The organism is Streptomyces sp. 3214.6 (assembly GCF_900129855.1).
GTDB classification, from domain to species: Bacteria; Actinomycetota; Actinomycetes; order Streptomycetales; family Streptomycetaceae; genus Streptomyces; species Streptomyces soliscabiei.
This window is the reverse complement of the sequence record NZ_LT670819.1, coordinates 8,412,819-8,438,433: the sequence shown is the minus strand read 5'-3', so window position 1 is coordinate 8,438,433 and position 25,615 is coordinate 8,412,819. Positions and strand designations below refer to the sequence as shown.

Annotated in this window: 25 protein-coding genes; 14 read left to right on the top strand and 11 right to left on the bottom strand. The window is 71.5% G+C overall.

Features of this window, described 5'->3' with window-relative positions; all coding sequences use genetic code 11:
* Positions 1–95: 95 nt before the first annotated feature.
* The 4 genes from B5557_RS38195 to B5557_RS38180 all read right to left on the bottom strand — a co-directional run bounded on the left by B5557_RS38195 (position 96) and on the right by B5557_RS38180 (position 4,022).
* Entirely contained in the window at positions 96–1,178 is a 1,083-nt protein-coding gene (locus B5557_RS38195) for an acyl-CoA dehydrogenase family protein (RefSeq protein ID WP_079663776.1), read from the bottom strand.
* The gene (locus B5557_RS38190) at positions 1,175–2,362 is read right to left on the bottom strand and encodes an acyl-CoA dehydrogenase family protein (protein WP_079663775.1); all 1,188 of its coding nucleotides are present in this window, start codon (positions 2,360–2,362) and stop codon (positions 1,175–1,177) included. Before B5557_RS38190 ends, B5557_RS38195 begins: the two co-directional genes overlap by 4 nt.
* Positions 2,359–3,336, bottom strand: a complete 978-nt coding sequence (locus B5557_RS38185; RefSeq protein ID WP_079663774.1) for an NADPH:quinone oxidoreductase family protein — start codon at positions 3,334–3,336, stop codon at positions 2,359–2,361. The genes B5557_RS38190 and B5557_RS38185 overlap by 4 nt, the downstream gene beginning before the upstream one ends.
* Before the next feature lie 113 nt (positions 3,337–3,449).
* Positions 3,450–4,022, bottom strand: coding sequence for a helix-turn-helix domain-containing protein (locus B5557_RS38180; RefSeq protein ID WP_079663773.1), 573 nt, complete (start codon positions 4,020–4,022; stop codon positions 3,450–3,452).
* 79 nt (positions 4,023–4,101) lie between these two features.
* Between B5557_RS38180 and B5557_RS38175 the strand changes: the two genes are divergently transcribed.
* The 7 genes from B5557_RS38175 to B5557_RS38145 all read left to right on the top strand — a co-directional run bounded on the left by B5557_RS38175 (position 4,102) and on the right by B5557_RS38145 (position 10,734).
* Positions 4,102–5,043, top strand: a complete 942-nt coding sequence (locus B5557_RS38175; RefSeq protein ID WP_079665217.1) for an NAD(P)/FAD-dependent oxidoreductase — start codon at positions 4,102–4,104, stop codon at positions 5,041–5,043.
* 125 nt (positions 5,044–5,168) lie between these two features.
* On the top strand, positions 5,169–6,707 hold the full coding sequence (locus B5557_RS38170) for an ATP-dependent DNA ligase (RefSeq protein WP_079663772.1): 1,539 nt from the start codon (positions 5,169–5,171) through the stop codon (positions 6,705–6,707).
* Positions 6,704–7,186 (top strand): NUDIX domain-containing protein, encoded by a 483-nt coding sequence (locus tag B5557_RS38165; protein WP_079663771.1) that lies wholly within the window; start codon positions 6,704–6,706, stop codon positions 7,184–7,186. The genes B5557_RS38170 and B5557_RS38165 overlap by 4 nt, the downstream gene beginning before the upstream one ends.
* 76 nt (positions 7,187–7,262) lie before the next feature.
* Complete coding sequence (locus B5557_RS38160; protein WP_079663770.1) at positions 7,263–8,657, top strand: NADP-dependent succinic semialdehyde dehydrogenase; 1,395 nt, start codon at positions 7,263–7,265, stop codon at positions 8,655–8,657.
* A gap of 25 nt (positions 8,658–8,682) precedes the next feature.
* The gene (locus B5557_RS38155; protein ID WP_057580803.1) at positions 8,683–8,919 is read left to right on the top strand and encodes a DUF6213 family protein; all 237 of its coding nucleotides are present in this window, start codon (positions 8,683–8,685) and stop codon (positions 8,917–8,919) included.
* A 148-nt stretch (positions 8,920–9,067) separates the two neighbouring features.
* Complete coding sequence (locus B5557_RS38150) at positions 9,068–10,132, top strand: type III polyketide synthase (protein WP_079663769.1); 1,065 nt, start codon at positions 9,068–9,070, stop codon at positions 10,130–10,132.
* 83 nt (positions 10,133–10,215) lie between these two features.
* Positions 10,216–10,734: a cupin domain-containing protein gene (locus tag B5557_RS38145; protein ID WP_079663768.1), complete on the top strand. Its 519-nt coding sequence runs from the start codon at positions 10,216–10,218 to the stop codon at positions 10,732–10,734.
* 19 nt (positions 10,735–10,753) lie between these two features.
* On the opposite strand, the gene B5557_RS38140 is transcribed toward B5557_RS38145, so the two are convergent.
* Complete coding sequence (locus B5557_RS38140; protein WP_079663767.1) at positions 10,754–11,980, bottom strand: acyl-CoA dehydrogenase family protein; 1,227 nt, start codon at positions 11,978–11,980, stop codon at positions 10,754–10,756.
* A gap of 178 nt (positions 11,981–12,158) precedes the next feature.
* Here B5557_RS38140 and B5557_RS38135 point away from each other — a divergent pair, with 178 nt between their 5' ends.
* Positions 12,159–12,800, top strand: a complete 642-nt coding sequence (locus B5557_RS38135) for a TetR family transcriptional regulator (RefSeq protein WP_079663766.1) — start codon at positions 12,159–12,161, stop codon at positions 12,798–12,800.
* 18 nt (positions 12,801–12,818) lie between these two features.
* Here the strand turns inward: B5557_RS38135 and def are convergent, their stop codons facing one another.
* Entirely contained in the window at positions 12,819–13,373 is a 555-nt protein-coding gene (gene def / locus B5557_RS38130; protein WP_079663765.1) for a peptide deformylase, read from the bottom strand.
* A gap of 158 nt (positions 13,374–13,531) precedes the next feature.
* On the opposite strand from def, the gene B5557_RS38125 reads away from it, so the two are divergent.
* The 3 genes from B5557_RS38125 to B5557_RS38115 all read left to right on the top strand — a co-directional run bounded on the left by B5557_RS38125 (position 13,532) and on the right by B5557_RS38115 (position 16,732).
* Positions 13,532–14,770 carry a MurT ligase domain-containing protein gene (locus B5557_RS38125; protein WP_079663764.1) on the top strand — a complete coding sequence of 413 codons (1,239 nt, stop codon included), beginning with the start codon at positions 13,532–13,534 and terminating at the stop codon, positions 14,768–14,770.
* Between the two features lie 17 nt (positions 14,771–14,787).
* Positions 14,788–15,516 carry a type 1 glutamine amidotransferase gene (locus B5557_RS38120; RefSeq protein ID WP_079663763.1) on the top strand — a complete coding sequence of 243 codons (729 nt, stop codon included), beginning with the start codon at positions 14,788–14,790 and terminating at the stop codon, positions 15,514–15,516.
* Between the two features lie 190 nt (positions 15,517–15,706).
* Entirely contained in the window at positions 15,707–16,732 is a 1,026-nt protein-coding gene (locus B5557_RS38115; protein WP_079663762.1) for a 6-phosphofructokinase, read from the top strand.
* Between the two features lie 123 nt (positions 16,733–16,855).
* Here B5557_RS38115 and B5557_RS38110 read toward each other — a convergent pair whose 3' ends face one another.
* A complete protein-coding gene (locus B5557_RS38110; protein ID WP_079665097.1) occupies positions 16,856–18,502 on the bottom strand; it encodes an IS1182 family transposase in 1,647 nt (548 codons plus the stop codon).
* 218 nt (positions 18,503–18,720) lie between these two features.
* Here B5557_RS38110 and B5557_RS38105 point away from each other — a divergent pair, with 218 nt between their 5' ends.
* Positions 18,721–20,154, top strand: a complete 1,434-nt coding sequence (locus B5557_RS38105; protein ID WP_079663761.1) for a hypothetical protein — start codon at positions 18,721–18,723, stop codon at positions 20,152–20,154.
* Positions 20,155–20,178: 24 nt separating this feature from the next.
* Here B5557_RS38105 and B5557_RS38100 read toward each other — a convergent pair whose 3' ends face one another.
* The gene (locus tag B5557_RS38100) at positions 20,179–20,958 is read right to left on the bottom strand and encodes a hypothetical protein (RefSeq protein WP_079663760.1); all 780 of its coding nucleotides are present in this window, start codon (positions 20,956–20,958) and stop codon (positions 20,179–20,181) included.
* 153 nt (positions 20,959–21,111) lie between these two features.
* Here B5557_RS38100 and B5557_RS38095 point away from each other — a divergent pair, with 153 nt between their 5' ends.
* Complete coding sequence (locus B5557_RS38095) at positions 21,112–22,062, top strand: cytochrome c oxidase assembly protein (protein WP_079663759.1); 951 nt, start codon at positions 21,112–21,114, stop codon at positions 22,060–22,062.
* Positions 22,063–22,123: 61 nt separating this feature from the next.
* Positions 22,124–22,294, top strand: coding sequence for a hypothetical protein (locus B5557_RS44365; RefSeq protein ID WP_107472669.1), 171 nt, complete (start codon positions 22,124–22,126; stop codon positions 22,292–22,294).
* On the opposite strand, the gene B5557_RS38090 is transcribed toward B5557_RS44365, so the two are convergent.
* The 3 genes from B5557_RS38090 to B5557_RS38080 are packed head-to-tail and all read right to left on the bottom strand — an operon-like array spanning position 22,295 to position 25,615.
* Positions 22,295–23,500: a sensor histidine kinase gene (locus B5557_RS38090; RefSeq protein WP_079663758.1), complete on the bottom strand. Its 1,206-nt coding sequence runs from the start codon at positions 23,498–23,500 to the stop codon at positions 22,295–22,297.
* Positions 23,497–25,242: a sodium/solute symporter gene (locus B5557_RS38085; RefSeq protein ID WP_079663757.1), complete on the bottom strand. Its 1,746-nt coding sequence runs from the start codon at positions 25,240–25,242 to the stop codon at positions 23,497–23,499. Before B5557_RS38085 ends, B5557_RS38090 begins: the two co-directional genes overlap by 4 nt.
* Before the next feature lie 13 nt (positions 25,243–25,255).
* Complete coding sequence (locus B5557_RS38080; RefSeq protein ID WP_079663756.1) at positions 25,256–25,615, bottom strand: hypothetical protein; 360 nt, start codon at positions 25,613–25,615, stop codon at positions 25,256–25,258.

The following is a 25,615-nucleotide window of genomic DNA, read 5'->3' as shown; positions in this document are numbered from 1 at the left end:
CAACCCCAACGCGGTCATACAGGCCGTCGTCACGCCCGCACCCGATTTACCAACAGCGTCCAGGTGGGGTGGGCTTCACCGGGTGACGCAGGCTCTCAGGGGGCCTGCAGATCGACCAGTTCGGCCAGCGCCTGTCGGTGGGCGCCGGCCGTGCCGTAGGCGATGGAGTCGGCCTTGGCCCGCTTGAGGTACAGGTGGATCGGGTGCTCCCAGGTCATGCCGATCCCGGCGTGCAGTTGGAGCGCCTCCTCGGCGGCGTGCACGGCGACCCCTGCCGCGTAGGACTGGGCGACGGCCACCGCGATGTCGACGTCCTGGCCGGTGGCGAGGGCGTCGGCCGCGCCCCGGGCGGCGGCGCGCAGGTTGACGACCTCCAGCCACAACTGGGCGAGCCGGTGCTTGAGCGCCTGGAAGCCGCCGACCGGCCGGTTGAACTGCTTGCGCTCCTTCAGATAGCGCACGGTCTCGGTCAACGTCCAGTCGGCCAGCCCGAGTTGCTCGGAGGCGAGCAGCCCGGCTCCGGCCCGCAGGGCGCGGCGTACGGCGGGTCCGGCGTCGCCGAGGTGACGGCCCAGGGCGCCGGCGAGCGCGACCGTCGCGAGCGGGCGGGTCAGGTCGAGGGCGACCTGCGGGGTGACGGTCACGGCCTGCGCGTCCACGGCGTACAGTCCGCCGTCGTCGGCTGGCACGAGCAGCACGTCGGCCGCGGTGGCGTTGGCGATGCCGGTCAACTCCCCCTGGAGGACGCCTCCTTCGACGTGTACGGACTTGAAGGGCTCGCCCGGGGCGGTGTGCAGTGCGACCGCCAGGGCGCCGACGGTCCGCCCGGACGCCAGCCGGCCGAGCAGTTCCTCGTCCCCGACGGCCAGCAGCGCCTCCGTGGCGACCACGGCACTGGTCAGATACGGCACCGGGGCGACGGCTCGGCCCAACTCCTCCAGCACGACGGCGACTTCGCGATGCGTGGCACCCTGGCCGCCCAGTTCCTCGGGCACCAGCAGGCCCGCGAGGCCCATGCCCTCGCCGAGCCCCTTCCAGGCCGTCAGGTCGTGCGGGGTGTCCGACTCGGTGCGGGCGATGACGCCCGGCGCGTCGCAGTGGTCGGCGAGCAGGTCCCGGACGGCGGACCGCAGCGCCTCTTCCTCCTCGGAGTAGAGAAGATCCGGCTGTGCGCTCATCGGGACAGATCCTTCCAGGCGACGTCCTTGTCGGTGCGCGGCTCGGACGGCAGGCCCAGGACGCGTTCGGCGACGATGTTCAGCAGGACCTCGCTGGTCCCGCCCTCGATGCTGTTGCCCTTGGAGCGCAGGTAGCGGTACCCGGCGTCCCGGCCGGTGAAGTCCACGAGCTCCGGGCGGCGCATCGTCCAGTCGTCGTACAACAGGCCTTCCTCGCTGCGGAGTTCCACCTCCAGGCCGCTGATCTCCTGGTTGAGGCGGGCGAACGCGAGCTTCATGCCGGCGCCCTCGGGGCCGGGCTGGCCCAGGGCGAGCTGCTGGCGCAGGCGCTCGGCGGTGAGCCGGGCGGCCTCGGCCTCCACCCACAGCTTCAGCAGCCGCTGGTGCAGATCGTGGGTGCGCAGCTCGGGGCGCTCGCGCCAGGTCCTGGAGACGGGGCCGATCATGCCGCCCTCGCGGGGCAGGCGCATGCCGCCGATGGCGACGCGTTCGTTGTTGAGCGTGGTCTGCGCGACCCGCCAGCCGTCGCCGACGTCGCCGAGCCGGCGGGAGTCGGGGATGCGGACGCCGGTGAGGAAGACCTCGTTGAACTCGGCCTCGCCGGTGATCTGGCGCAGGGGCCTGACCTCGACACCGGGGTCGGTCATGTCGCAGAGGAAGTAGGTGATGCCTGCGTGCTTGGGCACGTCCGGGTCGGTGCGGGCGATGAGGATGGCCCAGCGGGCCAGGTGGGCGCTGGACGTCCACACCTTCTGTCCGTTGACGACCCACTCTCCCCCGCCCTCCCGCACGGCCCGGGTGCCGAGCGCGGCCAGGTCGGAGCCGGCGCCGGGCTCGCTGAAGAGCTGGCACCAGACCTCCTCGCCCGTCCACAGCGGCTTGAGGAAGCGCTGCTTCTGCTCCTCGGTGCCGTATTTCAGGATCGTCGGCGCGGCCATGCCGAGGCCGATGCCGATGCGGCGCGGGTCGTTGTCGGGGGCGCCGGCGGCCTCCAGCTCGGCGTCCACGACGGCCTGGAGGGAGCGGGGCGCGCCGAGACCGCCGAGGCCCTCCGGGTAGTGGACCCAGGCGAGCCCGGCGTCGAAGCGGGCCTTCAGGAAGTCGAGCCGGTCCGTGGTCCCGGGCGGGTGCGCGGCCAGCAACTCGGCTGTGCGGCGCTGGAGTTCGGCTGCGTCGACGGTCATGCGGCGGCTCCGTTCCGCAGCGTGGGCAGCACGGCGACACGGCCGGTGGTGACGCCGTCGGCGACCCGCTGCACGGCGGCCGCGGCCTCCGCGAGCGGCACGCGCTCGCTGACCAGCGGCGCGATCGCGCCCCGGGCGGCCAGCTCGGTGAGCTGTTCGTGGCAGTGCTGGACCAGCTTGGGGTTCTTGGTGTTGTACAGGCCCCAGTGCAGGCCGAGGATCGCGTAGTTCTTCACGAGGGCGTGGTTCAGCCCGGGACTCGGGATGGTCCCGCTCGCGAAGCCGACGACCACGATCCGGCCCTCGAAGGCGACGACCTTCGTGGACTGGGTGTAGGCGTCGCCGCCGACGGGGTCGTAGATCACGTCCGCGCCCCGGCCGCCGGTGGCCTCCTTCACCGCGCCGACGACGTCCTCGGCCCGCCGGTCGATGACCACGTCGCAGCCCAGCTCGCGGGCGACGGCCGTCTTGCCGGCCCCGCCCACGACGCCGATGACCCGCGCGCCCGCCGCCTTCGCGAGCTGTACGGCCGCGCTGCCGACCCCTCCTGCGGCAGCGTGGACGAGCACGGTCTCGCCCGCCTCCAGGCGCGCCCTGCGGTGCAGGCCGAACCAGCCCGTCTGGTAGCCGATGTGCAGCGCGGCGGCCTCGGCGTCGTCCAGCGACTCGGGCGCGGGCAGCAGCGCGGCCGCGTCGGCGACGGCGTACTCGGCGAAACCGCCGTACGGCAGGGCCGGGTTGGCGATGACGCGGCGGCCGTCCTCGGTCTCGCCGCAGATCTCCACGCCCGGGGTGAACGGCAGCGGGGGCCGCACCTGGTAGTGGCCCCGGGCCATCAGCACGTCCGGGAAGTTGATGTTCGCGGCACGCACCCTGAGCAGGACCTGGCCCTCGCCGGGCGTGGGCCGCTCCACCTCCGTCAGCCGCATCACCTCGCTCGGCTCGCCGTTCTCGTGCACCTGCCATGCCTGCATGCGGAGCCTCCACGGGACTGCGTCGTCCGACCGGCGTGTTCCGCCGGGGTCGATCGCATACTAAGCGGTCGCTTGCCGGGAGGGAACAGCCGACGGCGCAAGAGTCGCCTCCGTCACCCCTGCCGGGGCCTGGCTCGCACATGCATCCGCTCACCCTGCGGCCCGAACAGGCTCAGGAACTCGGCCGGACCCTCCCCCGTCGATCCGAACCAGTGCGGCACGCGCGTGTCGAACTCGGCGGCCTCTCCCGCCGTCATCACCACGTCGTGCTCGCCGAGCACCACCCGCAGCCGCCCGGACATCACATACAGCCATTCGTAGCCCTCGTGGGTGCGCGGCTCCGGCTCCTCCTCGCGCTGGGGCACCAGCACCTTGAAGGCCTGCAGTCCGCCGGGCTGCCGGGACAGCGGCCAGAAGGTGCGCCCGTGCCGCACGAGTGGCTTGGCGCGCACCCGGGGGTCACCCACCGGCGGCGCGCCGACCAGCTCGTCCAACGGCACCTGGTGGGCCTGCGCGATCGGCAGCAGCAGCTCCAGGCTGGGTTTGCGCAGCCCCGACTCCAGCCGGGAGAGGGTGCTGACGGAGATCCCGGTGGACTCGGACAGCGCCGCGAGTGTCACCTCCCGCTCCTTCCGGAGCCTTCTGAGCCTCGGCCCGACCTCCGCGAGAACGTCATCGGTAGTCATGCCGCCATATTGCCGAACCGGCAAAGAGGTTTGTCAATCCCGCACCTGTCCGGCGAGCGTGGCGGCGGAGGTGGTCACCATGACCGAGAAGTACGAAGTGATCGTCGTCGGCGGCGGCGCGGCCGGCCTGTCCGCCGCGCTCGTCCTGGGCCGGGCCAGGCGCCGGACGCTGGTCGTCGACGCGGGCGAGCCGCGCAACGCGCCCGCCGCGCACATGCAGGGCTATCTGTCGCGGGACGGGATGCCGCCCGCCGAGTTCCTCGCCGCCGGCCGTGCGGAGATCGCGCGGTACGGCGTGGAGCTGATCCACGACCGGGTGGTGGACGCCGTCAGGGGCGAGGACTTCGCCGTCCGGCTCGCCGAGGGCGCCCTTCCCGGGGGAGGCCGGACCGCGCACGCCCGGCAGCTCGTCGTCGCGACCGGACTGAAGGACGAGCTGCCGCCGGTCGCGGGCCTCGCCGAGCGCTTCGGCCGGGACGTGGTCCACTGCCCGTACTGCCACGGCTGGGAGGTCCGCGACCAGGCCTTCGGCGTGCTCGCCACGACCCCGATGGGCGTCCACCAGGCGCTGATGGTGACCCAGTGGTCGAAGGACGTGACCCTCTTCCTGCACACGGTCGGCGAGGAGGAGCTGACCGACGAGGACCTGCGCAGGCTGGCCGTGGCCGGCGTGCACGTCGTCCCCGGCGAGGTCGCCGATCTGGTCGTCGAGGACGACCGGCTCACCGGGGTCCGGCTCACGGACAGCCGGGTGTACGACCGGGAGGTGCTGTTCGTCGCGCCCCGGGCGGTCCCGCAGACGGACCTGCTGACCCGGCTGGGCGCCGAGACCACCGAAACCCCCTTCGGGACATACCCCGTGGTCGACGGACGGGGCCTGACGACCGTCCCCGGACTGTGGGCGGCGGGCAATGCCTCGGGCTTCGCCGAGCAGGTCGTGAACGCCGCGAGCCGCGGCTACCGAGCCGGAGCCGCGATCAACGGCGAGCTGCTGATGGCAGACCTGGACGCAGCACCCTAAGGGGCGCGGGGCTGTATCGGCATGCGGCTCCGCCGCGTGGGCGCGACCAGCCACGACGCACCCGCAGACGAAAACGACCCGTCCCTCGGCGGGTAAAACGGCGGAGCGCGCCGCACCATGGCTGCATGCTGCTGACCCGGCTCGCCGACGTGTCCCGGGAGGTCGCCGCCGCCTCGGCGCGCTCCCGCAAGATCGCCCTGCTCGCCGAACTCTTCCGGGACGCGGAGGCGGAGGACGTTCCGATCGTCATCCCGTACCTCGCGGGGCGGCTCCCCCAGGGCCGCCTTGGTGTCGGCTGGAAGGTGCTGAGCCAACCGGTCGACCCGGCCGGGGCGCCGACCCTGACCGTGCGCGAGGTGGACGCCCTCCTCACCGAGCTCGGCACGGTGTCGGGCCCCGGTTCGCAGGCCGAACGGGCGCGGCTGGTCGGCGCGTTGATGGGCGCGGCCACCGCGGACGAGCAGCGCTTCCTGCTGGGCCTCATCACCGGCGAGGTCCGGCAGGGCGCGCTGGACGCCGTAGCCGTGGAGGGTCTGGCGCAGGCGACCGGCGCGCCGCCGGCTGACGTACGACGGGCGGTGATGCTGGCGGGCTCCCTGCAGACGGTGGCGCGGGCGCTGCTCGCGGACGGGCCGCCGGCCCTGGAGACGTTCCGGCTCACCGTGGGCCGCCCGGTCCTGCCGATGCTCGCGCACACCGCGTCCTCCGTCACCGAGGCGGTCGGCAAGCTCGGCGTCTGCGCGGTGGAGGAGAAGCTGGACGGCATCCGAGTCCAGGTGCACCGCGCCGGCGACGACATCCGCCTCTACACCCGCACGCTGGACGACATCACCGACCGCCTGCCCGAAGTTACGGACGCGGCACGGGAGTTGGCCGGGTCGCGTTTCATCCTGGACGGTGAGGTCATCGCCCTCGACGAGACGGGACGCCCCCGTTCCTTCCAGGAGACCGCCGGCCGCGTCGGCTCCCGCGTGGACGTGGCGACGGCCGCCGAGGCGGTCCCGGTCTCCCCCGTCTTCTTCGACGCGCTGTCCGTGGACGGCCGGGACCTGCTCGACCTGCCGTTCGCCGAACGGCACGCGGAGCTGGCCCGGCTGGTGCCCGAGCCGATGCGGGTGCGCCGCAGGGTCGTGTCCGGCCCCGAGGACGCCGAGGCGGCGGAGGAGTTCGCCAGGGAGACGCTGCTGCGCGGCCATGAGGGAGTCGTGGTCAAGGCCCTCGACGCGCCCTACAGCGCGGGCCGGCGCGGTGCGTCCTGGCTGAAGGTGAAGCCCGTGCACACGCTCGACCTGGTGGTGCTGGCCGCCGAGTGGGGTCATGGGCGGCGCATCGGGAAGCTCTCCAACCTGCACCTGGGGGCCCGCGCCGCCGGCGGCGGCTTCGCCATGCTCGGCAAGACGTTCAAGGGCATGACCGACGCGATGCTCACCTGGCAGACCGAGCGCCTGAAGGAGCTCGCCGTCGAGGACGACGGCCATGTGGTGACCGTACGCCCCGAACTCGTCGTCGAGATCGCCTACGACGGTCTGCAGCGCTCCACCCGCTACCCGGCCGGCGTCACCCTCCGCTTCGCCCGCGTGGTCCGCTACCGCGAGGACAAGCGCCCGGCCGAGGCGGACACGGTGCAGACCCTGCTCGCCGCGCACCCGGAGGTGCACCCGTGACACCCGCGAAGCCCGCCGCGCCGAGGCGCAGCGCGGGCCTGCTGCTGTTCCGGCGCACGGGCGACGGCCCTCAGGTGCTGCTCGGCCATATGGGCGGCCCGTACTTCGCGAGGAAGGACGCCGGGGCGTGGACCGTCCCGAAGGGCGAGTACGAGCCCGACGAACCGGCCTGGGAGGCGGCCCGCCGCGAGTTCCGGGAGGAGCTCGGGCTGCCCCCGCCCGACGGCGAGGCGATCCCGCTCGGCGAGGTCCGCCAGAAGAACGGCAAGATCGTCACGGCGTGGGCCGTCGAGGCGGACCTCGACCCGGCGACGATCGTCCCCGGCACGTTCACGCTGGAGTGGCCGCCGAGATCCGGACGCCTTGAGGAGTTCCCGGAACTGGACCGGGTCGCCTGGTTCGGTCTCGCCCGGGCCCACGAGGTGATCGTCACGGCGCAGTCCGCGTTTCTCGACCGCCTGACGGAGCACTCGACCTGAGCGGATGCGCACGCGTTGCGGCCTCGGGTCCGGCGCGGGAAGGTCGAGACACAGGCAGCTCTTCAGGAGGTCGGTCATGCCCATCGCGACGGTGAACCCGGCGAACGGCGAGACGCTTCGCACGTACGAGGCCATGGGCGAGGAGGAACTGGAGCGCCGGCTCCAGCTCGCGGAGGCCACGTTCCGTACGTATCGGTCGACGCGCTTCGTCGACCGGGCGCGCCTGATGATCCAGGCCGCGAACCTCCTGGACGAGGACCAGCAGGACATCGCCCGGATCATGACCACCGAGATGGGCAAGCCGGTGAAGCAGGCCCGCGCCGAGGCCGCGAAGTGTGCCAAGGCGATGCGCTGGTACGCCGAGCACGCGGAGGAACTGCTCGCCGACGAGGAGCCGGCCGCCGCCGACGTGAAGGACTCCGGCGCCTCGCGCGCCCTGGTCCGCTACCGGCCACTGGGTCCGGTGCTCGCGGTGATGCCGTGGAACTTCCCGCTGTGGCAGGTGGTCCGGTTCGCCGCGCCGGCGCTGATGGCGGGCAACGTGGGGCTGCTGAAGCACGCCTCGAACGTCCCGCAGACCGCGCTGTACCTGGAGGACCTGTTCCATCGGGCCGGTTTCACCGAGGGCTGCTTCCAGACACTGCTGATCGGGTCGGGAGCGGTGGACGACCTGCTGCGCGACGAGCGCGTCAAGGCCGCGACGCTCACCGGCAGCGAGCCGGCCGGGCGGGCGGTCGCCTCCACCGCCGGGGAGATGATCAAGAAGACGGTGCTGGAACTGGGCGGCAGCGACCCTTACGTCGTCATGCCGTCGGCGGACGTCGACCGGGCCGCGCAGGTGGCGGTGACCGCGCGTGTACAGAACAACGGCCAGTCCTGCATCGCAGCCAAACGGTTCATCGTTCACACGGACGTGTACGACGCGTTCGCCGAACGGTTCGTGGCGGGCATGACGGCGCTGAAGGTCGGCGACCCGCTGGAGGAGGAGACGGAGGTCGGGCCGCTGGCGAGCGAACAGGGGCGGTCGGACCTGGAGGAGCTGGTGGAGGACGCCCGGCACGGTGGAGCGGCGGTGCTGTGCGGCGGCCATCGGCTCCGCCGGCCCGAGCTGCCCGGCTGGTACTACCCGCCCACTGTTCTCGCCGGCATCACGCGCGAGATGCGGATCCACCGGGAGGAGGCCTTCGGGCCCGTGGCCACGCTGTACAGGGCGGCCGACCTCGATGAGGCGGTGCTCATCGCCAACGACTCGCCGTTCGGTCTGAGTTCCAACGTATGGACCCGGGACGAGGCCGAGGTCGACCGTTTCGTACGGGATCTGGAGGCCGGCGGGGTGTACGTCAACGGGATGACGGCGTCCCATCCGGGGTTCCCCTTCGGCGGGGTGAAGCGGTCCGGATACGGCCGTGAGCTGTCCGGGCACGGAATCCGGGAGTTCTGCAACATCACCACGGTTTGGCACGGTGCGTGAGCGCCGCGCGGCTACGATCCCGGGTGTGAACCGCGAAGTGACTCTGCCTCTGATCGTCGATGACCGCGGGACCCTGCAGGTGGCTGCGGCCGACGTGAGCAAGCTGCTCCGCACGCTGGGTGGACGGTGGCTGCATCTTGTCGAGGCCGGGGCCGAGGGGCTTGACGAGGACACCGTTGCCGCTTTGACCATTGAGCTCGCAAAGCTTGCCGATCGTATCGATGTGGCTTGTATCGCGCACAGCAGCGGGGGTGCGCCGTAGTGCCCTGGGGCTGGTCGCGCAGTTCCCCGCGCCCCTGACCTGGAAATGTCCCCCGAATGGAGTAGCACCGCGCGAAGTCGTCGCCCTAACGGGTGATCGTGGGTGTGCACGCACCCCAGTGGTGAACCACCTTTTGGAGGGACGGTTCATGGCGACTTTGTGCAGGCCCTCGGTGTCGGTTCCGGAGCACGTGATCACGATGGAGGAGACGCTCGAACTGGCGCGCTCCCGCCATGGAGACCACGCCCAGCTGCCGCTGGCTCTCCGGTTGATCGAGAACACCGGCGTCCGGACCCGACACCTCGTGCAGCCCATCGAGGAGACCCTGAAACATCCTGGCTTCGAGGAACGCAACAGGGTCTACGTGGCCGAGTCCAAGGCCCGTGTCCCGGCGGTCGTACAGCGGGCGCTGGACGAGGCGGAGCTGCTCACCAGCGACATCGACGTCATCATCTACGTGTCGTGCACGGGCTTCATGATGCCCTCGCTGACGGCCTGGATGATCAACGAGATGGACTTCGACAGCACCACCAGGCAGCTGCCGATCGCCCAGCTGGGCTGCGCGGCCGGCGGTGCCGCGATCAACCGGGCGCACGACTTCTGCACCGCCTACCCCGAGGCCAACGCCCTCATCGTGGCCTGCGAGTTCTGCTCGCTGTGCTACCAGCCCACCGACCTCGGCGTCGGATCCCTGCTCTGCAACGGCCTGTTCGGCGACGGCATCGCGGCCGCCGTGGTGCGCGGCCGGGGCGGCGAGGGCATCCGGCTGGAGCGCAACGGCTCGTACGTGATCCCCAAGACCGAAGAGTGGATCATGTACGACGTCCGGGCGACCGGCTTCCACTTCCTGCTGGACAAGCGGGTGCCGGCCACGATGGAGCCGCTCGCGCCGGCCCTGCAGGACCTCGCGGGCAAGCATGGCTGGGACGCTGCCGACCTGGACTTCTACATAGTCCACGCGGGCGGCCCCCGCATCCTCGACGACCTCAGCGTGTTCCTGCAGGTCGACCCGCACGCCTTCCGCTTCAGCCGGGCCACGCTCACCGAGTACGGCAACATCGCCAGCGCCGTCGTCCTGGACGCGGCACGCCGGCTGTTCGACGAGGGTGGCGCCGCCGACCGGGCGCGCGGGCTGCTCGCCGGGTTCGGGCCCGGCATCACGGCCGAGATGACACTGGGGCGCTGGCAGCGCACGGACGACGGGAGGGCGTGAGCACACATGATCGAAGAGACGACCACCGGGACCCTGCCCGGGAAGGGCGCGTTGATCCGCGCCCCCGAAGCCCTCCCGGTCCCATGGTGAGCGACGGACTGCTGGTGCCGCCGGGCCACGGCAGGGTCGTCCAGACCCCGGCCCAGCGGGTGACGTTCAAGGTCACCGGCACCCACTCGCGCGTGGCCTCCACCTTCGAGGTGGAGGTCCCGCCGGGCTTCGATGTGGGTGCCCATGTGCACACCCGCAGCGAGGAGTTGTTCTACGTCCTCGAAGGCGAGCTGGACGTCCTCGCCTTCGAGCCGCGGGTGCGTACGGCCGACAACTGGCAGCGCTGGCAGTCGAGTTCGGGCGCGGGGGTGGTCCGGGCCACCCCGGGCACGGTCATCGTCGTGCCCCCGGGCTGCCCCCACGCCTTCGCCAACCCGACGGACGCTACGACGAGGGTGTTCTTCCAGTCCTCCCCGCCACCCGACCACGAGCGCTACTTCGAGGAGCTGCTCGAGATCCTGGCCGCCGGGGGCCCACCGGACCACGAGGCGATCGAGCTCCTGCGGAAGCGCTACGACATCGAACAACTCACCCCTTTGAAGCACCGGTGAGGGAGACGCCCCGACGGCGCTACCGGATCGGCATCCCCGACAAGGTCCGGGCGATCACCAGCCGCTGGATCTCGCTGGTGCCCTCGAAGATGGTGTAGATGGCGGCGTCGCGGTGCATGCGCTCCACCGGGTACTCCCTGGTGTAGCCGTTGCCGCCGAGGATCTGGATCGCCTGGGCGGTGACCTTCTTCGCGGTCTCGCTGGCGAACAGCTTCGACATGGAGCCCTCGGCGGCCGTGAACTGCTTGCCGTTGACCGCCATCCAGGAAGCGCGCCAGACCAGCAGCCGCGCGGCGTCGATCTGGGTGCGCATGTCCGCGAGCTGGAAGGCGACGCCCTGGTTGTCGATGATCGGACGGCCGAACTGCTCCCGGGTCTTCGCGTAGTCGAGGGCCACCTCGTACGCGGCACGGGCGGTGCCGACGGCCATGGCGCCGACCGCGGGCCGCGACGCCTCGAAGGTGGCCATCGCCGCGTTCTTCACCCGCTCGCCGCCCGACTTCGCCCGCTCGCGCGCCCGCGCCAGCCGCTCGTCCAGCTTCTCCTTGCCGCCGAGGAGGCAGGAGCCGGGGACGCGCACGTTGTCGAGGATCACCTCGGCGGTGTGCGAGGCGCGGATGCCGTGCTTCTTGAACTTCTGGCCCTGGGCGAGACCCGGGGTGCCCGCCGGGACGATGAAGGAGGCGTGGCCCTTGGAGCCCAGCTCGGCGTCGACGACCGCGACGACCACGTGGACGTTGGCGATGCCGCCGTTGGTCGCCCAGGTCTTGGTGCCGTTGAGCACCCACTCGTCCTTGGCCTCGTCGTACACGGCACGGGTGCGCATCGAGGCGACGTCCGAGCCGGCGTCGGGCTCCGAGGAACAGAACGCCGCGACCTTGACGTCGCCCGCGTCACCGTACATCTGCGGGATCCAGGTGCCGATCTGCTCCTCGGTGCCGTTGGCGAGGACGCCCACCGCGGCGAGGCCGGTACCCACGATCGACAGGGCGATGCCCGCGTCGCCCCAGAAGAGCTCCTCCATGGCCATCGGGATGCCGAGGCCGGTGGGGTCGAAGTACTGCTGCGCATAGAAGTCGAGGGAGTAGATGCCCACCTTCGCGGCCTCCTGGATGACCGGCCAGGGAGTCTCCTCACGCTCGTCCCATTCGGCGGCCGCGGGGCGGATGACGTCGGCCGCGAAGCCGTGCAGCCAGTCCCGGACCTCCTTCTGTTCGTCGTTGAGCTCCATGGTGAACTCGGCCATGTCCCCTCCAGCGGCGGAACGTGCATGTTACTAGCGGTAACCAGAGTCTGTTACCGCTCGGTAGGGAAAGTCAACTCCTGATGACGGGCCTGGAGCCCGCCAGCCCGTTCGATGTCAGGCTGCTGTCAGGTGTTAGTTTGCGCAGGCGTCACCGAATCAGCACGGGTGGGGAGAGCACATGGACACCACGCAGCGGACCGAGCAGCAACGGTCCGCCGACCGCCGAAGGCGCGAGCTGCTGGAGGCCGCCGACCGGGTGGTGCTGCGCGACGGGCCGCAGGCCTCGATGAACGCCATCGCGGCGGAGGCGGGCATCACCAAGCCGATCCTCTATCGCCACTTCGGTGACAAGGGAGGGCTGTACGCCGCCCTCGCCAAACGGCACACCGACGCGCTGCTGGACTCGCTGCGGGCGGCGCTGGACGCCCCCGCCGAGCGCCGGGAGCGGGTCGAGGCGACCCTCGACACCTACCTCGCGGCGATCGAGGCCCGGCCTCAGGTGTACCGGTTTCTGATGCATCCGGCCGACGGGTCACCCGGGGAGCAGGGGTTCGATGTCGGCAAGCACTCCGCTCCGCTGCTTCGGCGGATGGGCGAGGAGCTGGCCCAGGTCATCGAGGACCGGTTGGATCTCGGGCCCGGGAGCCAGCAGCTCGCGCGGGTGTGGGGGCATGGGATCGTCGGGATGATGCACGCGGCCGGGGACTGGTGGCTGGGCGAGCGGCCCTGCTCCCGGGCCGAACTGGTGCGCAGTCTGGCCGACCTGTTGTGGGGTCGCCTCGCGGCGGCCGGCGACAAGATCGGCGGTCCCGGGTTCTGACGGCCGCCCCGCGCCCCTTCAGACCGGACCGCTCCCTGGGCGCCAGGAGGCTCGGGACACCTGGCGCATCAGCTTCCGCTTGCGCCGGCCCTCCACCCGGTCCGCGTACACGCGGCCTTCCAGGTGGTCGGCCTCGTGCTGCAAGCATCTGGCAAAGAAACCCGTGCCGTCGACGGTGATCGGCTCGCCGGTCATCGTGACGCCCTCGACCACCGCGTGGTCATAGCGCTCCGTTCCCGCCTCCAGGCCGGGGAGGGACAGACAGCCCTCCGGTCCCCGCAGCACGATGCCGTCCGCCTCGACCAGCCTCGGGTTCACCACATGGCCCAGATGGCGGACGTCCTCGTCGTCGGGGCAGTCGTAGACGAAGACGCGCAGCGGCTCGCCGATCTGGTTGGCCGCCAGGCCGACCCCCCTGGCCGCGTACATCGTGGCGAACATGTCCTCGACGAGGCGGGCGAGTTCGGGGCCGAAGTCGGTGACGTCCTCGCAACGGGCGTGCAGGACGGGGTCGCCGAGCAGGGTGAGGGGCCGGACGCGCCCGTGGGCGCCCGGGATGGAGCCGTGTCGCATGGCGGCAAGGGTACGGTCCTTTCTGACACGCGCATGCCGTCCACGGGTGTGACGCGGTCCCGGGATTCGGGAGTGCGAATGGATCTCGATAGGCTGACCACCTACCACGTTGCCGTACGGCAGAGGCGCGGCGCGTACGCAAGGAGGATCGAGAACTGATGGCAGGCAACTCGGACCCGCTCACGCCGCGGGCCAAGATCGCCGTGACCGCGGGCAAGGCGGTCGCGGCGGCGTCGCGCGCCGCGGGGCGCGGCAGCGGTTCGGTGATCGGCGGCCGGGTGGCGCTCAAACTCGACCCCGACCTCCTCGCCCGGCTCGCCCAGAACCTGGACGTCGTCCTCGTCTCGGCGACCAACGGCAAGACCACCACCACCCGGCTGATCGCCGAGGCGCTGCGCGCCGCCGGGCCGGTCGTGTCCAACGCGCTCGGCGCCAACATGCCGGCCGGCATCACCTCGGCCCTCGCGGGCGGCTCCGACGCGCGCTACGGCGTGATCGAGGTCGACGAGAAGTACCTCGCGGGCGTGGCCCGCGACACCGCCCCCAAGTGCATCGCGCTGCTCAACCTCTCCCGCGACCAGCTGGACCGCGCCGCCGAGACCCGCATGCTCGCGGAGAACTGGCGTGAGGGCCTCGCCGGTTCCAAGGCCGTCGTCGTGGCGAACGCCGACGACCCGCTGGTGGTGTGGGCGGCCTCCTCCTCGCCCAACGTGATCTGGGTCGCCGCCGGTCAGATGTGGAAGGACGACGCCTGGTCGTGCCCGTCCTGCGGCGGCGTCATGCAGCGGCCCGGGGACGACTGGTTCTGCGGCGAGTGCGGGTTCCGGCGGCCCACGCCGAGCTGGGTGCTGTCCGGGGACCATGTGCTCGATCCGCACGGGTCCGCCTGGCCGATCCATCTGCAGCTGCCGGGCCGTGCCAACAAGGCCAACGCCGCCTCCTCGGCCGCCGTCGCCGCCGTGTTCGGGGTGCCGCCGCAGGTCGCGCTGGAGCGGATGTACCAGGTGCAGGCCGTCGCCGGACGCTACGACGTCGTCCAGTTCATGCAGCGCGACCTGAGACTCCTGCTCGCGAAGAACCCGGCCGGCTGGCTCGAGACGTTCAGCCTGATCGATCCGCCGCCGGCCCCGGTCATCCTCTCGGTGAACGCGCGCGGCGCCGACGGCACCGACACCTCCTGGCTGTGGGACGTCGACTACACGCGGCTGACCGGCCACCCGATCTTCGTCGTCGGTGACCGCAAGCTGGACCTCGCGGTGCGTCTGGAGGTCGCAAACCAGCACTTCCAGGTGTGCGAGAACCTCGACCAGGCCGTGCAGCTGGCGCCGCCGGGCCGGATCGAGGTCATCGCCAACTACACCGCGTTCCAGGACCTGCGCCGCCGCGTCGGCAACTGACCACGAAGGACGTTTCCATGAGCGACAACCAACTGCGGCTGGTGTGGATCTACCCCGACCTGCTGAGCACCTACGGCGACCAGGGCAACGCCCTCGTCGTCGAGCGCCGCGCGCGGCAGCGCGGTCTCGACGTGGCGCGCCTCGACGTGCGCAGCGACCAGCCGATCCCGACGTCCGGTGACATCTACCTCATCGGCGGCGGCGAGGACCGTCCGCAGCGGCTCGCGGCGGAGCGGCTGCGCCGGGACGCGCACCTGTACCAGGCCGTGAACAACGGCGCGATCGTGTTCGCGGTCTGCGCCGGCTACCAGATCCTGGGCCACGAGTTCGTCAACGACCTCGGGCAGCGCGAGCCGGGTCTCGGCCTGCTGGACGTGACGACGACGCGCGGCGAGGGCGAGCGGTGCGTCGGCGATGTCCTCGGGGACATCGACCCGCGGCTCGGTCTGCCACAGCTGACCGGCTTCGAAAACCACCAGGGCGTCACCCACCTCGGCCCGACCGCCCGCCCCCTCGCCCGGGTCCAGCTCGGCAAGGGCAACGGCACCGGCGACGGCACCGAGGGCGCGTACAACGACACCGTGTTCGGGACGTACATGCACGGCCCGGTGCTGGCGCGCAACCCGCTCATCGCGGACCTGCTGCTGAAGCTGGCGCTCGACGTGAACGCGCTGCCGCCGATCGACGACCGCTGGTACGAGGCGCTGCGGGGCGAGCGCATCGCGGCTGCGCAGCAGCCTGCCTGACCTGGATGTTCACCTGATTTTCAGCGCACCGTCAGCAGCCCGTCTGACGGTACGTCCGCACAGGTGAGCAGGCGCGTCCAGCAGGCGGACGCGTGCTACGACCCCGCCCCCTCCTGCCGCTAGGGTGGCGGGGATTCGAGCCGGACAGCGTGGTCCGGACCGGCCCACGTGGAGAAGGTTGTTTCGGGCTATGCGCATTGGTGTCCTCACGTCCGGCGGCGACTGCCCCGGCCTGAACGCCGTCATCCGGTCCGTCGTGCACCGTGCCGTCGCCGACCACGGCGACGAGGTCATCGGCTTCCGGGACGGCTGGAAGGGCCTCCTGGAGTGCGACTACCTCAAGCTCGACCTCGACGCGGTGGGCGGCATCCTGGCCCGCGGCGGCACGATCCTCGGCTCCTCCCGGGTCCAGCCCTCGCATCTGCGCGACGGCGTGGAGCGGGCCCGGGGCCATGTCGCGGAGCTCGGTCTCGACGCGATCATCCCGATCGGCGGTGAGGGCACCCTCAAGGCGGCCCGGCTGATGTCCGACGCGGGGCTGCCCATCGTGGGCGTGCCGAAGACCATCGACAACGACATCGCCGTCACCGACGTCACCTTCGGCTTCGACACGGCCGTCGGTGTGGCCACCGAGGCGCTCGACCGGCTGAAGACCACCGCCGAGTCCCACCAGCGGGTGCTGGTCGTGGAGGTCATGGGGCGGCACACCGGCTGGATAGCGCTGCACTCCGGCATGGCCGCCGGCGCCCACGCCATCGTCGTACCGGAGCGGCCCTTCGACATCGAGGAGCTGGCCCGCCGGGTCGGTGAGCGGTTCGAGGCGGGCAAGCGGTTCGCGATCGTCGTCGCCGCGGAGGGGGCCAAGCCCGCGCCCGGCAGCATGGAGTTCGACGAGGGCGCCAAGGACATCTACGGGCATGAGCGCTTCGCGGGGATCGCCCGGCAGCTGTCGATCGAGCTGGAGTCGAGGCTCGGGAAGGAAGCACGGCCGGTGATTCTGGGGCATGTGCAGCGCGGCGGCACGCCGACCGCGTACGACCGGGTGCTCGCCACACGGTTCGGGTGGCATGCGGTGGAGGCCGTGCACCGGGGGGAGTTCGGCAACATGACGGCCCTGCGCGGGACGGACATCGTGATGGTGTCCCTCGCCGAGGCGGTCGAGACGCTGAAGACCGTTCCGCAGGAGCGGTACGCGGAAGCGGAGTGCGTGCTCTAGGACGCCCCAGGACGGTCCTGGGCGTTCGGCGCGCTCACCGTCACCCGGCCGGCCGTCGGCCCGGCACCCCTTCGGTGGCCCGTGCTCACCTGGACGCTGTTGGTTAATTCCGCCCCGCTGGACTCATCCAGCGGGGCGGAGTGCTGCGAAGGGCGAAACGCGGGTCTTGGCGAGTGGTCTGCCGGTGAGCCAGGCATCGATGCGGGCGAAGTTGACGGCGGCGCCGGTGAAGTGGTGCTGCAACCGGGTTTTGGCGAGGCCGCGGTAGCGGGATCTGCGCAGGCCGAACGCCTGGACGCCCTGTGAGATGGTGCCCTCGACGCCGGCGCGGTGTCCGTAGCGTCGGCGCCAGTGGTCGGTGTCCTGCTCGATTCGGGCCTGCTGAAGGATGTCGTGCTCGGTCTTCGGTCTCAGGGTCAGGTTGCGGCCGGTCCTGGAGCTGGTGCACGAGGTCCGCAGCTCACAGGGGTCGCAGTGCCGGGCGGCGAACCGGACCCGGGTGACCGGGGCGTCGAACTGGCTCCGGGCTTCCCGCCAGACGACGCTGGTCTGTCCGCCGGGGCAGATGGCCTGGCGCTGGTCCCAGTCGATGGTGAAGCGGGTGTTGTCGAAGATTTCTCCGCTCGCCTGTCCCTTCACGGTGGTGGACTTGACCGGGCCGACCAGCTCGATGTCGTGATCGCGGCGGGCGTGGTGGATCTGTTCGGCGTCGATGTATCCGGCGTCCACCAGGTGCTCGTCCGGCAGCAGACCCCGTTCGGCCAGGGCGGTGTGGATGTCCTCCAGGACGAGGACGTCGTTGACCGGCGCTGGCGTGGTGCGAATGTGGGTGATCAGATGCGGGGCGTCGGGCTCGCAGGTCTCGCTGAGGTGGACTTTGTAACCGGACCAGCCCAGGTCCCGTTTCGAGCCAGTGCGGGCCTCGGGCTCGTAGGGGGTCCGTAAGCGGATCAGACCGGGTGGGAGGTCCTTCGTCCCGCGCCAGCGCACGGTGCCCTCGACGTGGTGGAACTGCTGCACCCAGGTCTGCCGCAGGAACTCCACTGCGGGCAGGCTGCGCAACGAGGGCGGTGACGCAGCCGACCAGACGGCCTTCAGCAGCGTCATGCCGTCAATCCCGCACTGGTCGCCGTGCTCGACGCGCGCGGCCCACCGGGACGGGAAACGGCTGTCCTCCGGCCGGGCCGAGTAGCGGTCGAACCACTCCGGCGGCGACACCGTCACCAGCCAGTCCCCGGTCTCCTCCGCCACCTGGTTCAATGCCGCCCGCAGTGTCTCGACCACGAACTCCAGCCGGTTCAGGTCTCTCGTCGCGGCCAGCACGTGGGTAGCATCCGTGCGCTGCCGCTTGCCCGCCTTGACCAGCCCTGCCTCGCCAGCCGCCCGGAGTACCGCGTCGAACACCATCTGGCCGGCCTCGCCGTCGACCAGCCGGGCACGGAACTCGCTGAGCACCGAGAAGTCGAATCCGGTGTCGGCCAACTCCAGTGAAAGGGCGTACTTCCAGTCCAGGCGCGAGCGGACCGCGTGCGCGGCCTGGCGGTCGGTCAGCCCCTCGGCGAACTGCAACACCGAAACCAGCGCGAGCCGGGCCGGAGACACCACCGGCCGCCCCCTGACCGGGAAAAGTTCCTCGAAATCGGCATCCGAGAACACCGGCCCGAGCACATCCCGCACCCGCATCACCAGGCAGCCCTTAGGGAAGACCGCACGTGCCAGCCGAGCGGTCTCCTCCGGGATCTCCCCCAGATCCACCCCACGCAACGACACCGAACCCACCCCTCAACACGACGACGGCCCGCACAACCCCAACGCGGTCATACAGGCCGTCGTCACGCCCGCACCCGATTTACCAACAGCGTCTCACCTGGCGCGGGCCACTCGGCCGTCACCGTCCGTTTCTGTTCGAATTGACACCCGGCACCGGGGGCCTCGTACTGAACACGAAGGACCAAACCCCCCATTTCCCTCCCCCTCAGGGAGTCCCCATGACGGTGCAGCAACAGCAGGTCACCCTTCCGACGGTGCTGGTGTACGAGGACGACCCCGGATTTCCTCCGCAGGTCAACATGCCCGTACCGCATCCCGTGCCACAGCTCGACACCCAGCCCTTCCCGACGGCCATCGCGGGAAACGCGCCGCAGCCCGACAGTGCCGGACCCGGCACTGAGGCCTTCCGGTACTGGGTGGCGGCCGACGCGCTCAGCAGGGCCAGTCAGACCTGGGGGCCGCTGGCCCCGACCGGGACGCACTGGCATCCGCGCGTCGGACGCCTCCTGACCGCGCACCTCGACGCGGGAAACGACCTCAACGCCTTCTACGACCGTAAAGGCCTGTGGTTCTTCCGCCGTACGGTGGCAGGCGTCCTCGTCGCCACCTGCGAGAGCAACGAGATCGTCGAGCACGAGACAGGGCACGCGGTCCTCGACGCCCTGCGCCCCCAGCTGTTCGACACCGCGAGCGCGGAGGCGGCCGCCCTTCACGAGGCGTTCGGCGACATCAGCGCCCTGCTGAGCTCGCTCCGGCTGGAATCGCTGCGGATCGGCGTGCTGGCCGAGACGCAGGGCGAACTCGAACTGTCCTCGCGGGTGTCGAGGATGGCCGAGCAGCTGGGCTGGGCGATCCGTCAGCGCCATCCGGAGCGGGTCGACCCGGACTGCCTGCGCAACATGGCGAACAGCTTCTTCTACCGCGACCCGGTGCTGCTGCAGCCGAACGGCCCCGCGAGCATGCTCACCAGCGAGCCGCACTCGTTCTCGCGGGTCTTCAGCGGCGCGTTCCTGAAGATCGTCGCCGGGATCTTCCACCAGCAGGACCTGCAGGACCAGGCCGGTCTGGCGTTCTCCGCCGAGATGGCGGGACAGCTCCTGGTGGACGCCGTCGTGGCCGCCCCCGTGGTGTCCGCCTACTACGCGCAGGTCGCGGGCCACATGATCGCCGCGGACCAGCGCCGCAACGGCGGCAAGTACGGCCCCTCCCTGCGCTCGGCGTTCATCCGGCACGGCATCCTCTCCCTGGAGGCCGCCACGTCCCTCACCGAGCCGGAGCTGACCCGCCGGGCCGCCGCGATCGCCGAGGCGACGCCCGGCGGGCCCGACGATCAGGGTCTGACGGCCGTGACGGTCCAGGGGGCGATGTACGGCGTCACCCAGCCGCTCTCCCTCTCCGCCCCGGCGCAGGAGCGACGCTTCGGCATCGCGGGCTCCGACCCGGCCGGCGGCTCGGTGCGGCCCGCCGACCCGGAGCGGGTCGCCACGTCGTTCCTCGAGGACCTGTTCCGCCGCGGCCGGGTCCATGTGCCCCAGGAGCACCGTTCCGCCACGGCGTTCGTCGACGACAGCCCTGCCCGGCTGAAGACCCACGAGATCACGCGGAGCGAGACCGGCGAGGGCCTGGCCCTGATCCGGCGGGGCTTCGACTGAGCAGCCGGTGAGCTGTACGTCGGCTCAGTGCAGAAAGCGCAGGCGACGGACGGAGAGCCGTCCGTCGTCCGTGCGCTCGACCACATGGGTCGTCCGGGGAGTGGGCTCCTCGCCCTCGTAGACCGCCTCGCCGCGCGCCAGCAGGTCCTCGACGAACTTCTCGGTCGCCCGGCGCTCGGCGTCGTCCTGCTCGGCGTCGGCGCGGGCCGTCTCCTCCACCGGCCCCCGCACGTCCACCGTGAAACCGGCGCGTTCCAGCGCGTCGACACCCCGCGTGGTCACCATGGCGAGCACGAGCCGCTCGGAGACCACCTCGGCGGGCACGGCCTCGGTCTCGTCCATGGCCGCGGTCAACGAGCGCAGGTCCTGGTCGTCGCGGACCTCGATCCGCGCCCGGAGCACGGGCCGGTCCTCCGCCGCCGCGAGGGCGAACACCGGGTGGGCCGCGGTGCGCATCCCCGCCTCCCGTGCGAAGCCGCGTTCCTGGGCGTCCTCGCCCACGAAGACACACGAGTCGGCGGCCCCGCCGGTGGCGGCGACCGCCCGGTCGAAGATGCCGCGGCTGTCCTTCACTCCCCAGAGCACCAGCGCCGCGTCCGTGAAACGGCCGGGAAACGCCTCCGCCAGCGCCCGTGCCACGGCGGCCTTTGCCGACCCGGGGTTGGAGATGATGCCCTTGGGCGCCTCGCCCAGGGCGTCGAGCGCGGCGAAGACGCGCGGCAGGGGCCGAAGTGTCAGGGAGCCGTCGGGTTCCGGCTGGGGATCCGCCAGGGTCGCCCCGATGTCGAAGAAGATGACAGACATGGCACAAGCCTCCCCCCGGTGAACGCCTCCGAGTCGGGACCGCCCGAGTGAACCGCCCGAGTGAGCTGCCCCGGTGCCGGAGGCCGCCGGGGGCTTCTCTACTCTGGTGTGCGGCAGGAAACGTACAACCCCCCACGAATCAGGAGCCGGCGGATGGATCACAGCGGGCACGGCATGACCATGGATCTGCCGCCGTTCACGCTGGGGCGGGGTCTTCAGTGGTCGGCGGACCCGTTCTTCCTCGTCGCCTGCCTGGTGGGGCTCGGACTGTACGGCTGGGGGGTCGTGCGGCTGCGCAGGCGCGGGGACGCCTGGTCGGTGGGGCGGACCGTGTCGTTCGTCGTAGGTGTGCTGACCGTCGGGCTCGTGATGTGCACCCGGCTGAACGACTACGGGATGGTCATGTTCAGCGTGCACATGGTGCAGCACATGGTGATCAGCATGCTGTCGCCGATCCTGATCCTGCTGGGCGCGCCCATGACGCTCGCGCTGCGCGCGCTGCCGGCCGCCGGCCGGGGCCGCAAGGGGCCGCGCGAGCTGCTGCTGATGCTGCTGCACAGCCGCTACATGCGGATCATCACGCATCCCGCGTTCACCATCCCGCTGTTCATCGCGAGTCTCTACGCGCTGTACTTCACGCCGCTGTTCGACTTCCTGATGGGCTCCAAGACCGGACACGTCGCGATGATGGTGCACTTCCTCGCCGTCGGCGTGGTGTTCTTCTGGCCGATCATCGGCGTGGACCCGGGCCCGAACCGGCCGGGCTATCTGATGCGGATGCTGGAGCTGTTCGCGGGCATGCCGTTCCACGCGTTCTTCGGCATCGCGTTGATGATGGCCTCGCAGCCGATGGTCGAGACGTTCAAGAACCCGCCCGCCTCGCTGGGCATCGACGCGCTGTCCGACCAGAACGCGGCCGGCGGCATCGCCTGGGCGTTCAGCGAGATCCCGTCCGTGCTGGTGCTGATCGCCCTGCTGTTCCAGTGGTACGGCTCCGAGCAGCGGCAGGCCAAGCGCAAGGACCGGGCCGCCGACCGCGACGGGGACCAGGAGCTGGAGGCGTACAACGCCTATCTTGCGTCGCTCCAGGCACGCGGGCGCTGAACCCGGGGCACCATGGAGGGGGACCCGCCCTGCCGAGGGCGGCCCTGAGGAGGGTGTCGCGATGGCCGGTACCACGGACAGTTCCACGAAGACCATGGGGGCGCTCACCGTCGGCGGGCTCGTCATGGTGACCGCCTACACGGTGGCGCTCGGCAGCAACGGCTGGCTGTGGTTCGGCTGGGTCGTGCTGGGGCTGATCACGCTCGCCATGGTGGTGACCAGGACGAGCTGATCACCTGGGGGTGAGCCGGGCCGCCGAGTGCACGCCCGGCTGGTACTTCGGAAGCCGGGCGGTGATCTTCATGCCCGCTCCGAGGGCGGTCTCGATGACCAGGCCGTGGTCGTCGCCGTAGACCTGGCGGAGCCGGTCGTCGACGTTGGACAGGCCGATGCCGCCGGACGGGCTCACCTCGCCGGCCAGGATGCGGCGCAGCGCGACCGGGTCCATGCCGGCGCCGTCGTCCTCGATGACGACCAGGGCCTCGGCGCCGGCGTCCTGTGCGGTGATCTGGATGTGGCAGGTGCCGGTCTTGCCCTCCAGGCCGTGCTTGACGGCGTTCTCCACGAGCGGCTGGAGACAGAGGAAGGGCAGCGCCACGGGGAGGACCTCGGGCGCTATCTGGAGGGTGACGGCGAGGCGGTCGCCGAAGCGCGCCCGGACCAGGGCCAGATAGTGGTCGATGGCGTGGAGTTCGTCGGCGAGGGTGGTGAAGTCGCCGTGCCTGCGGAACGAGTAGCGGGTGAAGTCGGCGAACTCCAGGAGCAGTTCGCGGGCGCGTTCGGGGTCGGTGCGCACGAAACTCGCGATCACAGCGAGCGAGTTGAAGATGAAGTGCGGGGAGATCTGGGCACGCAGGGCCTTGATCTCGGCCTCGATCAGCTTCGTACGGGACTGGTCGAGGTCCGCCAGCTCCAGCTGGACGCTCACCCAGCGGGCCACCTCGCCGGCCGCCCGCACCAGGACGGCGGACTCGCGGGGCGCGCAGGCCACCAGGGCGCCGTGCACCCGGTCGTCGACGGTGAGCGGGGCGACGACGGCCCAGCGGACGGGACAGTCGGGGTGCTCACAGGTCAGGCGGAAGGCCTCGCCGCGGCCGCTCTCCAGGGGGCCGACGAGCCGCTCCATGATCTCGGCGCGATGGTGTGCGCCCACTCCGTCCCAGGTCAGCACCTCCTTCTCGTCGGTCAGGCACAGGGCGTCCGTGCCGAGCAGGGTGCGCAGTCTGCGGGCCGATCTGCGGGCCGTCTCCTCCGTGAGGCCGGCCCGCAGCGGGGGTGCGGCGAGGGAGGCGGTGTGCAGGGTCTGGAAGGTGGCGTGCTCGACGGGGGTGCCCAGCCCGCCCAGGCTTTCCGGGCGTGCGGTGCGGCGGCCCAGCCAGAAGCCCGCGGCGAGGAAGGGGAGGATGGCGATGCAGACGCCCGCGAGGAAGCCGCTCATGCCGTTGGCTCCGCGGCCTTCGTCTCCGCCGCCCGTAGCTCCTCCGTGCGCAGTTCCTCGGGCAGGTGGAAGCGGGCGAGGATCGCCGCCGTGCCGGCGGGGACGCGGCCGGGGGTGGCCAGGGACACCAGGATCATGGTGAGGAAGCCCAGGGGGACGGACCACAGCGCGGGCCAGGCGAGCAGCGCGTGCAGGCCGCCCGTGCCGGGGAAGCCGGCCATGGTCGCGGCGACGGCGAGGAACGCCGACCCGCCGCCCACCAGCATCCCGGCGGCAGCGCCCGGCGGGGTCAGCCGGCGCCACCAGATGCCTAGGACGAGGAGCGGGCAGAAGGAGGACGCCGACACGGCGAAGGCCAGCCCCACCGCGTCGGCCACCGGCAGCCCGCCCACCAGCAGACTCGCGGCGAGCGGTACGGCCATGGCGAGCCCGGTGCCGAGCCGGAAGTGCCGTACGCCGCGGGTCGGCAGGACGTCCTGTGCGAGCACCCCCGCCACGGCCATCGTCAGCCCGGACGCCGTGGACAGGAACGCAGCGAAGGCGCCGCCGGCGACCAGCGCGCCCAGCAGGTCGCCGCCGAGGCCGCCGATGACCCGGTCGGGCAGCAGCAGGACGGCCGCGTCGGCGTCGCCGCTGAGGGCGAGTTCGGGGGCGTAGAGGCGGCCCAGGGCGCCGTAGAGGGGCGGCAGGAGGTAGAAGGCGCCGATCAGGGCGAGGACGGCGACCGTGGTGCGGCGGGCGGCGACCCCGTGCGGGCTGGTGTAGAAGCGGACGACGACGTGCGGCAGGCCCATGGTGCCGAGGAACGTGGCGAGGATCAGTCCGTAGGTCGCGTACAGGGGGCGTTCCTCGCGGCCGGCGGCGAGGGAGGTGGACATCCCTCCGTTGCTGCCGCGTTCGGCGGTGGGGACGGCGGTACCCGCGGCGAAGGTGAGGCGGGCGCCGCGCTCGATGTGGTGGATGCCGGCGGGAAGGCGCAGTACGGCGTCGTCGTGCGGGCGGCCGTCGACCGTGCCGTCCACCGTCACGGTGAGGGGGCTCGCCAGCTTGAGGTCGAGGGTGTCGTCGACGCGGACGACACGCTGGTCACGGAAGGTGGCCGGCTCCTCGAAGGCGCCGCGGGGCGCGCCGTCGCCCTGCCAGGCCAGGGTCAGGAAGAGGGCGGGGACGAGGAGCGCGGTGAGCTTGAGCCAGTACTGGAAGGCCTGCACGAAGGTGATGCTGCGCATGCCGCCCGCGGCGACGGTCGCGGTGACGACGACCGCGACGATCAGCCCGCCCAGCGAGTCGGGGGCGCCGGTGAGAACGGTCAACGTCAGCCCGGCGCCCTGGAGTTGGGGCAGCAGATAGAGCCAGCCCACGCCGACGACGAAGGCGCCCGCGAGCCGGCGGGCCGGCCGGGAGGCGAGGCGGGCCTCGGCGAAGTCGGGGAGGGTGTAGGCGCCGGAGCGGCGCAGCGGGGCGGCGACGAAGAGAAGCAGGACCAGGTAGCCGGCGGTGTAGCCGACGGGGTACCAGAGCATGTCCGGGCCCTGGACGAGGACCAGTCCCGCGATGCCGAGGAAGGAGGCGGCGGAGAGGTACTCGCCGCTGATGGCGGCCGCGTTGAGGCGGGGGCCGACGGTACGGGAGGCGACGTAGAAGTCGGAGGTGGTGCGGGAGATGCGCAGCCCGAAGGCGCCGACGAGGACGGTGGCCACGACGACCAGGGCGACGGCGGGAACGGCGAACGTCGAGTTCATCGCGGTGCGGCCTTCACTTGTCCTCGACCAGCCGGATGAAGTCCCGTTCGTTGCGTTCGGCGCGGCGCACGTACCAGCGGGCGAGCAGGACGAGCGGGGCGTAGAGGCAGAAGCCGAGGACCGCCCACTGCAGGCGGTGGGCGTCGGGCATCGCCGCGAAGAGGAGGGGCAGCGGGCTGACGAGCAGCATGAGGACGGCGAACACCGTGAGGGCGGCGCGCAGTTGGGAGCGCATGAGGGAACGGACGTAGGTGTGCCCGAGGGTGGTCTGCTCGTCGATCTCGGTGCGCGGGCGGTAGTAGCCGAAGGAGCGCCGGGTGCGGCGCGGCGGTCCGGTGACGACGACGCGCCGTTCGACGGGGTCCTGGGGCAC

Bases quoted from the DNA above. Each gene is read 5' to 3' on its own strand.
- B5557_RS38185 (WP_079663774.1), bottom strand. From the start codon at position 3,336: ATGCAGGCATGGCAGGTGCACGAGAACGGCGAGCCGAGCGAGGTGATG.
- B5557_RS38175 (WP_079665217.1), top strand. From the start codon at position 4,102: ATGACCGAGAAGTACGAAGTGATCGTCGTCGGCGGCGGCGCGGCCGGC.
- B5557_RS38090 (WP_079663758.1), bottom strand. From the start codon at position 23,500: ATGAGCGGCTTCCTCGCGGGCGTCTGCATCGCCATCCTCCCCTTCCTC.
- B5557_RS38150 (WP_079663769.1), top strand. From the start codon at position 9,068: ATGGCGACTTTGTGCAGGCCCTCGGTGTCGGTTCCGGAGCACGTGATC.
- B5557_RS44365 (WP_107472669.1), top strand. From the start codon at position 22,124: ATGGCCGGTACCACGGACAGTTCCACGAAGACCATGGGGGCGCTCACC.
- B5557_RS38120 (WP_079663763.1), top strand. From the start codon at position 14,788: ATGAGCGACAACCAACTGCGGCTGGTGTGGATCTACCCCGACCTGCTG.
- B5557_RS38125 (WP_079663764.1), top strand. From the start codon at position 13,532: ATGGCAGGCAACTCGGACCCGCTCACGCCGCGGGCCAAGATCGCCGTG.
- B5557_RS38140 (WP_079663767.1), bottom strand. From the start codon at position 11,980: ATGGCCGAGTTCACCATGGAGCTCAACGACGAACAGAAGGAGGTCCGG.
- B5557_RS38105 (WP_079663761.1), top strand. From the start codon at position 18,721: ATGACGGTGCAGCAACAGCAGGTCACCCTTCCGACGGTGCTGGTGTAC.
- B5557_RS38100 (WP_079663760.1), bottom strand. From the start codon at position 20,958: ATGTCTGTCATCTTCTTCGACATCGGGGCGACCCTGGCGGATCCCCAG.
- def (WP_079663765.1), bottom strand. From the start codon at position 13,373: ATGCGACACGGCTCCATCCCGGGCGCCCACGGGCGCGTCCGGCCCCTC.
- B5557_RS38115 (WP_079663762.1), top strand. From the start codon at position 15,707: ATGCGCATTGGTGTCCTCACGTCCGGCGGCGACTGCCCCGGCCTGAAC.
- B5557_RS38180 (WP_079663773.1), bottom strand. From the start codon at position 4,022: ATGACTACCGATGACGTTCTCGCGGAGGTCGGGCCGAGGCTCAGAAGG.
- B5557_RS38085 (WP_079663757.1), bottom strand. From the start codon at position 25,242: ATGAACTCGACGTTCGCCGTTCCCGCCGTCGCCCTGGTCGTCGTGGCC.
- B5557_RS38135 (WP_079663766.1), top strand. From the start codon at position 12,159: ATGGACACCACGCAGCGGACCGAGCAGCAACGGTCCGCCGACCGCCGA.
- B5557_RS38160 (WP_079663770.1), top strand. From the start codon at position 7,263: ATGCCCATCGCGACGGTGAACCCGGCGAACGGCGAGACGCTTCGCACG.
- B5557_RS38195 (WP_079663776.1), bottom strand. From the start codon at position 1,178: ATGAGCGCACAGCCGGATCTTCTCTACTCCGAGGAGGAAGAGGCGCTG.
- B5557_RS38095 (WP_079663759.1), top strand. From the start codon at position 21,112: ATGGATCACAGCGGGCACGGCATGACCATGGATCTGCCGCCGTTCACG.
- B5557_RS38190 (WP_079663775.1), bottom strand. From the start codon at position 2,362: ATGACCGTCGACGCAGCCGAACTCCAGCGCCGCACAGCCGAGTTGCTG.
- B5557_RS38170 (WP_079663772.1), top strand. From the start codon at position 5,169: ATGCTGCTGACCCGGCTCGCCGACGTGTCCCGGGAGGTCGCCGCCGCC.
- B5557_RS38145 (WP_079663768.1), top strand. From the start codon at position 10,216: ATGGTGAGCGACGGACTGCTGGTGCCGCCGGGCCACGGCAGGGTCGTC.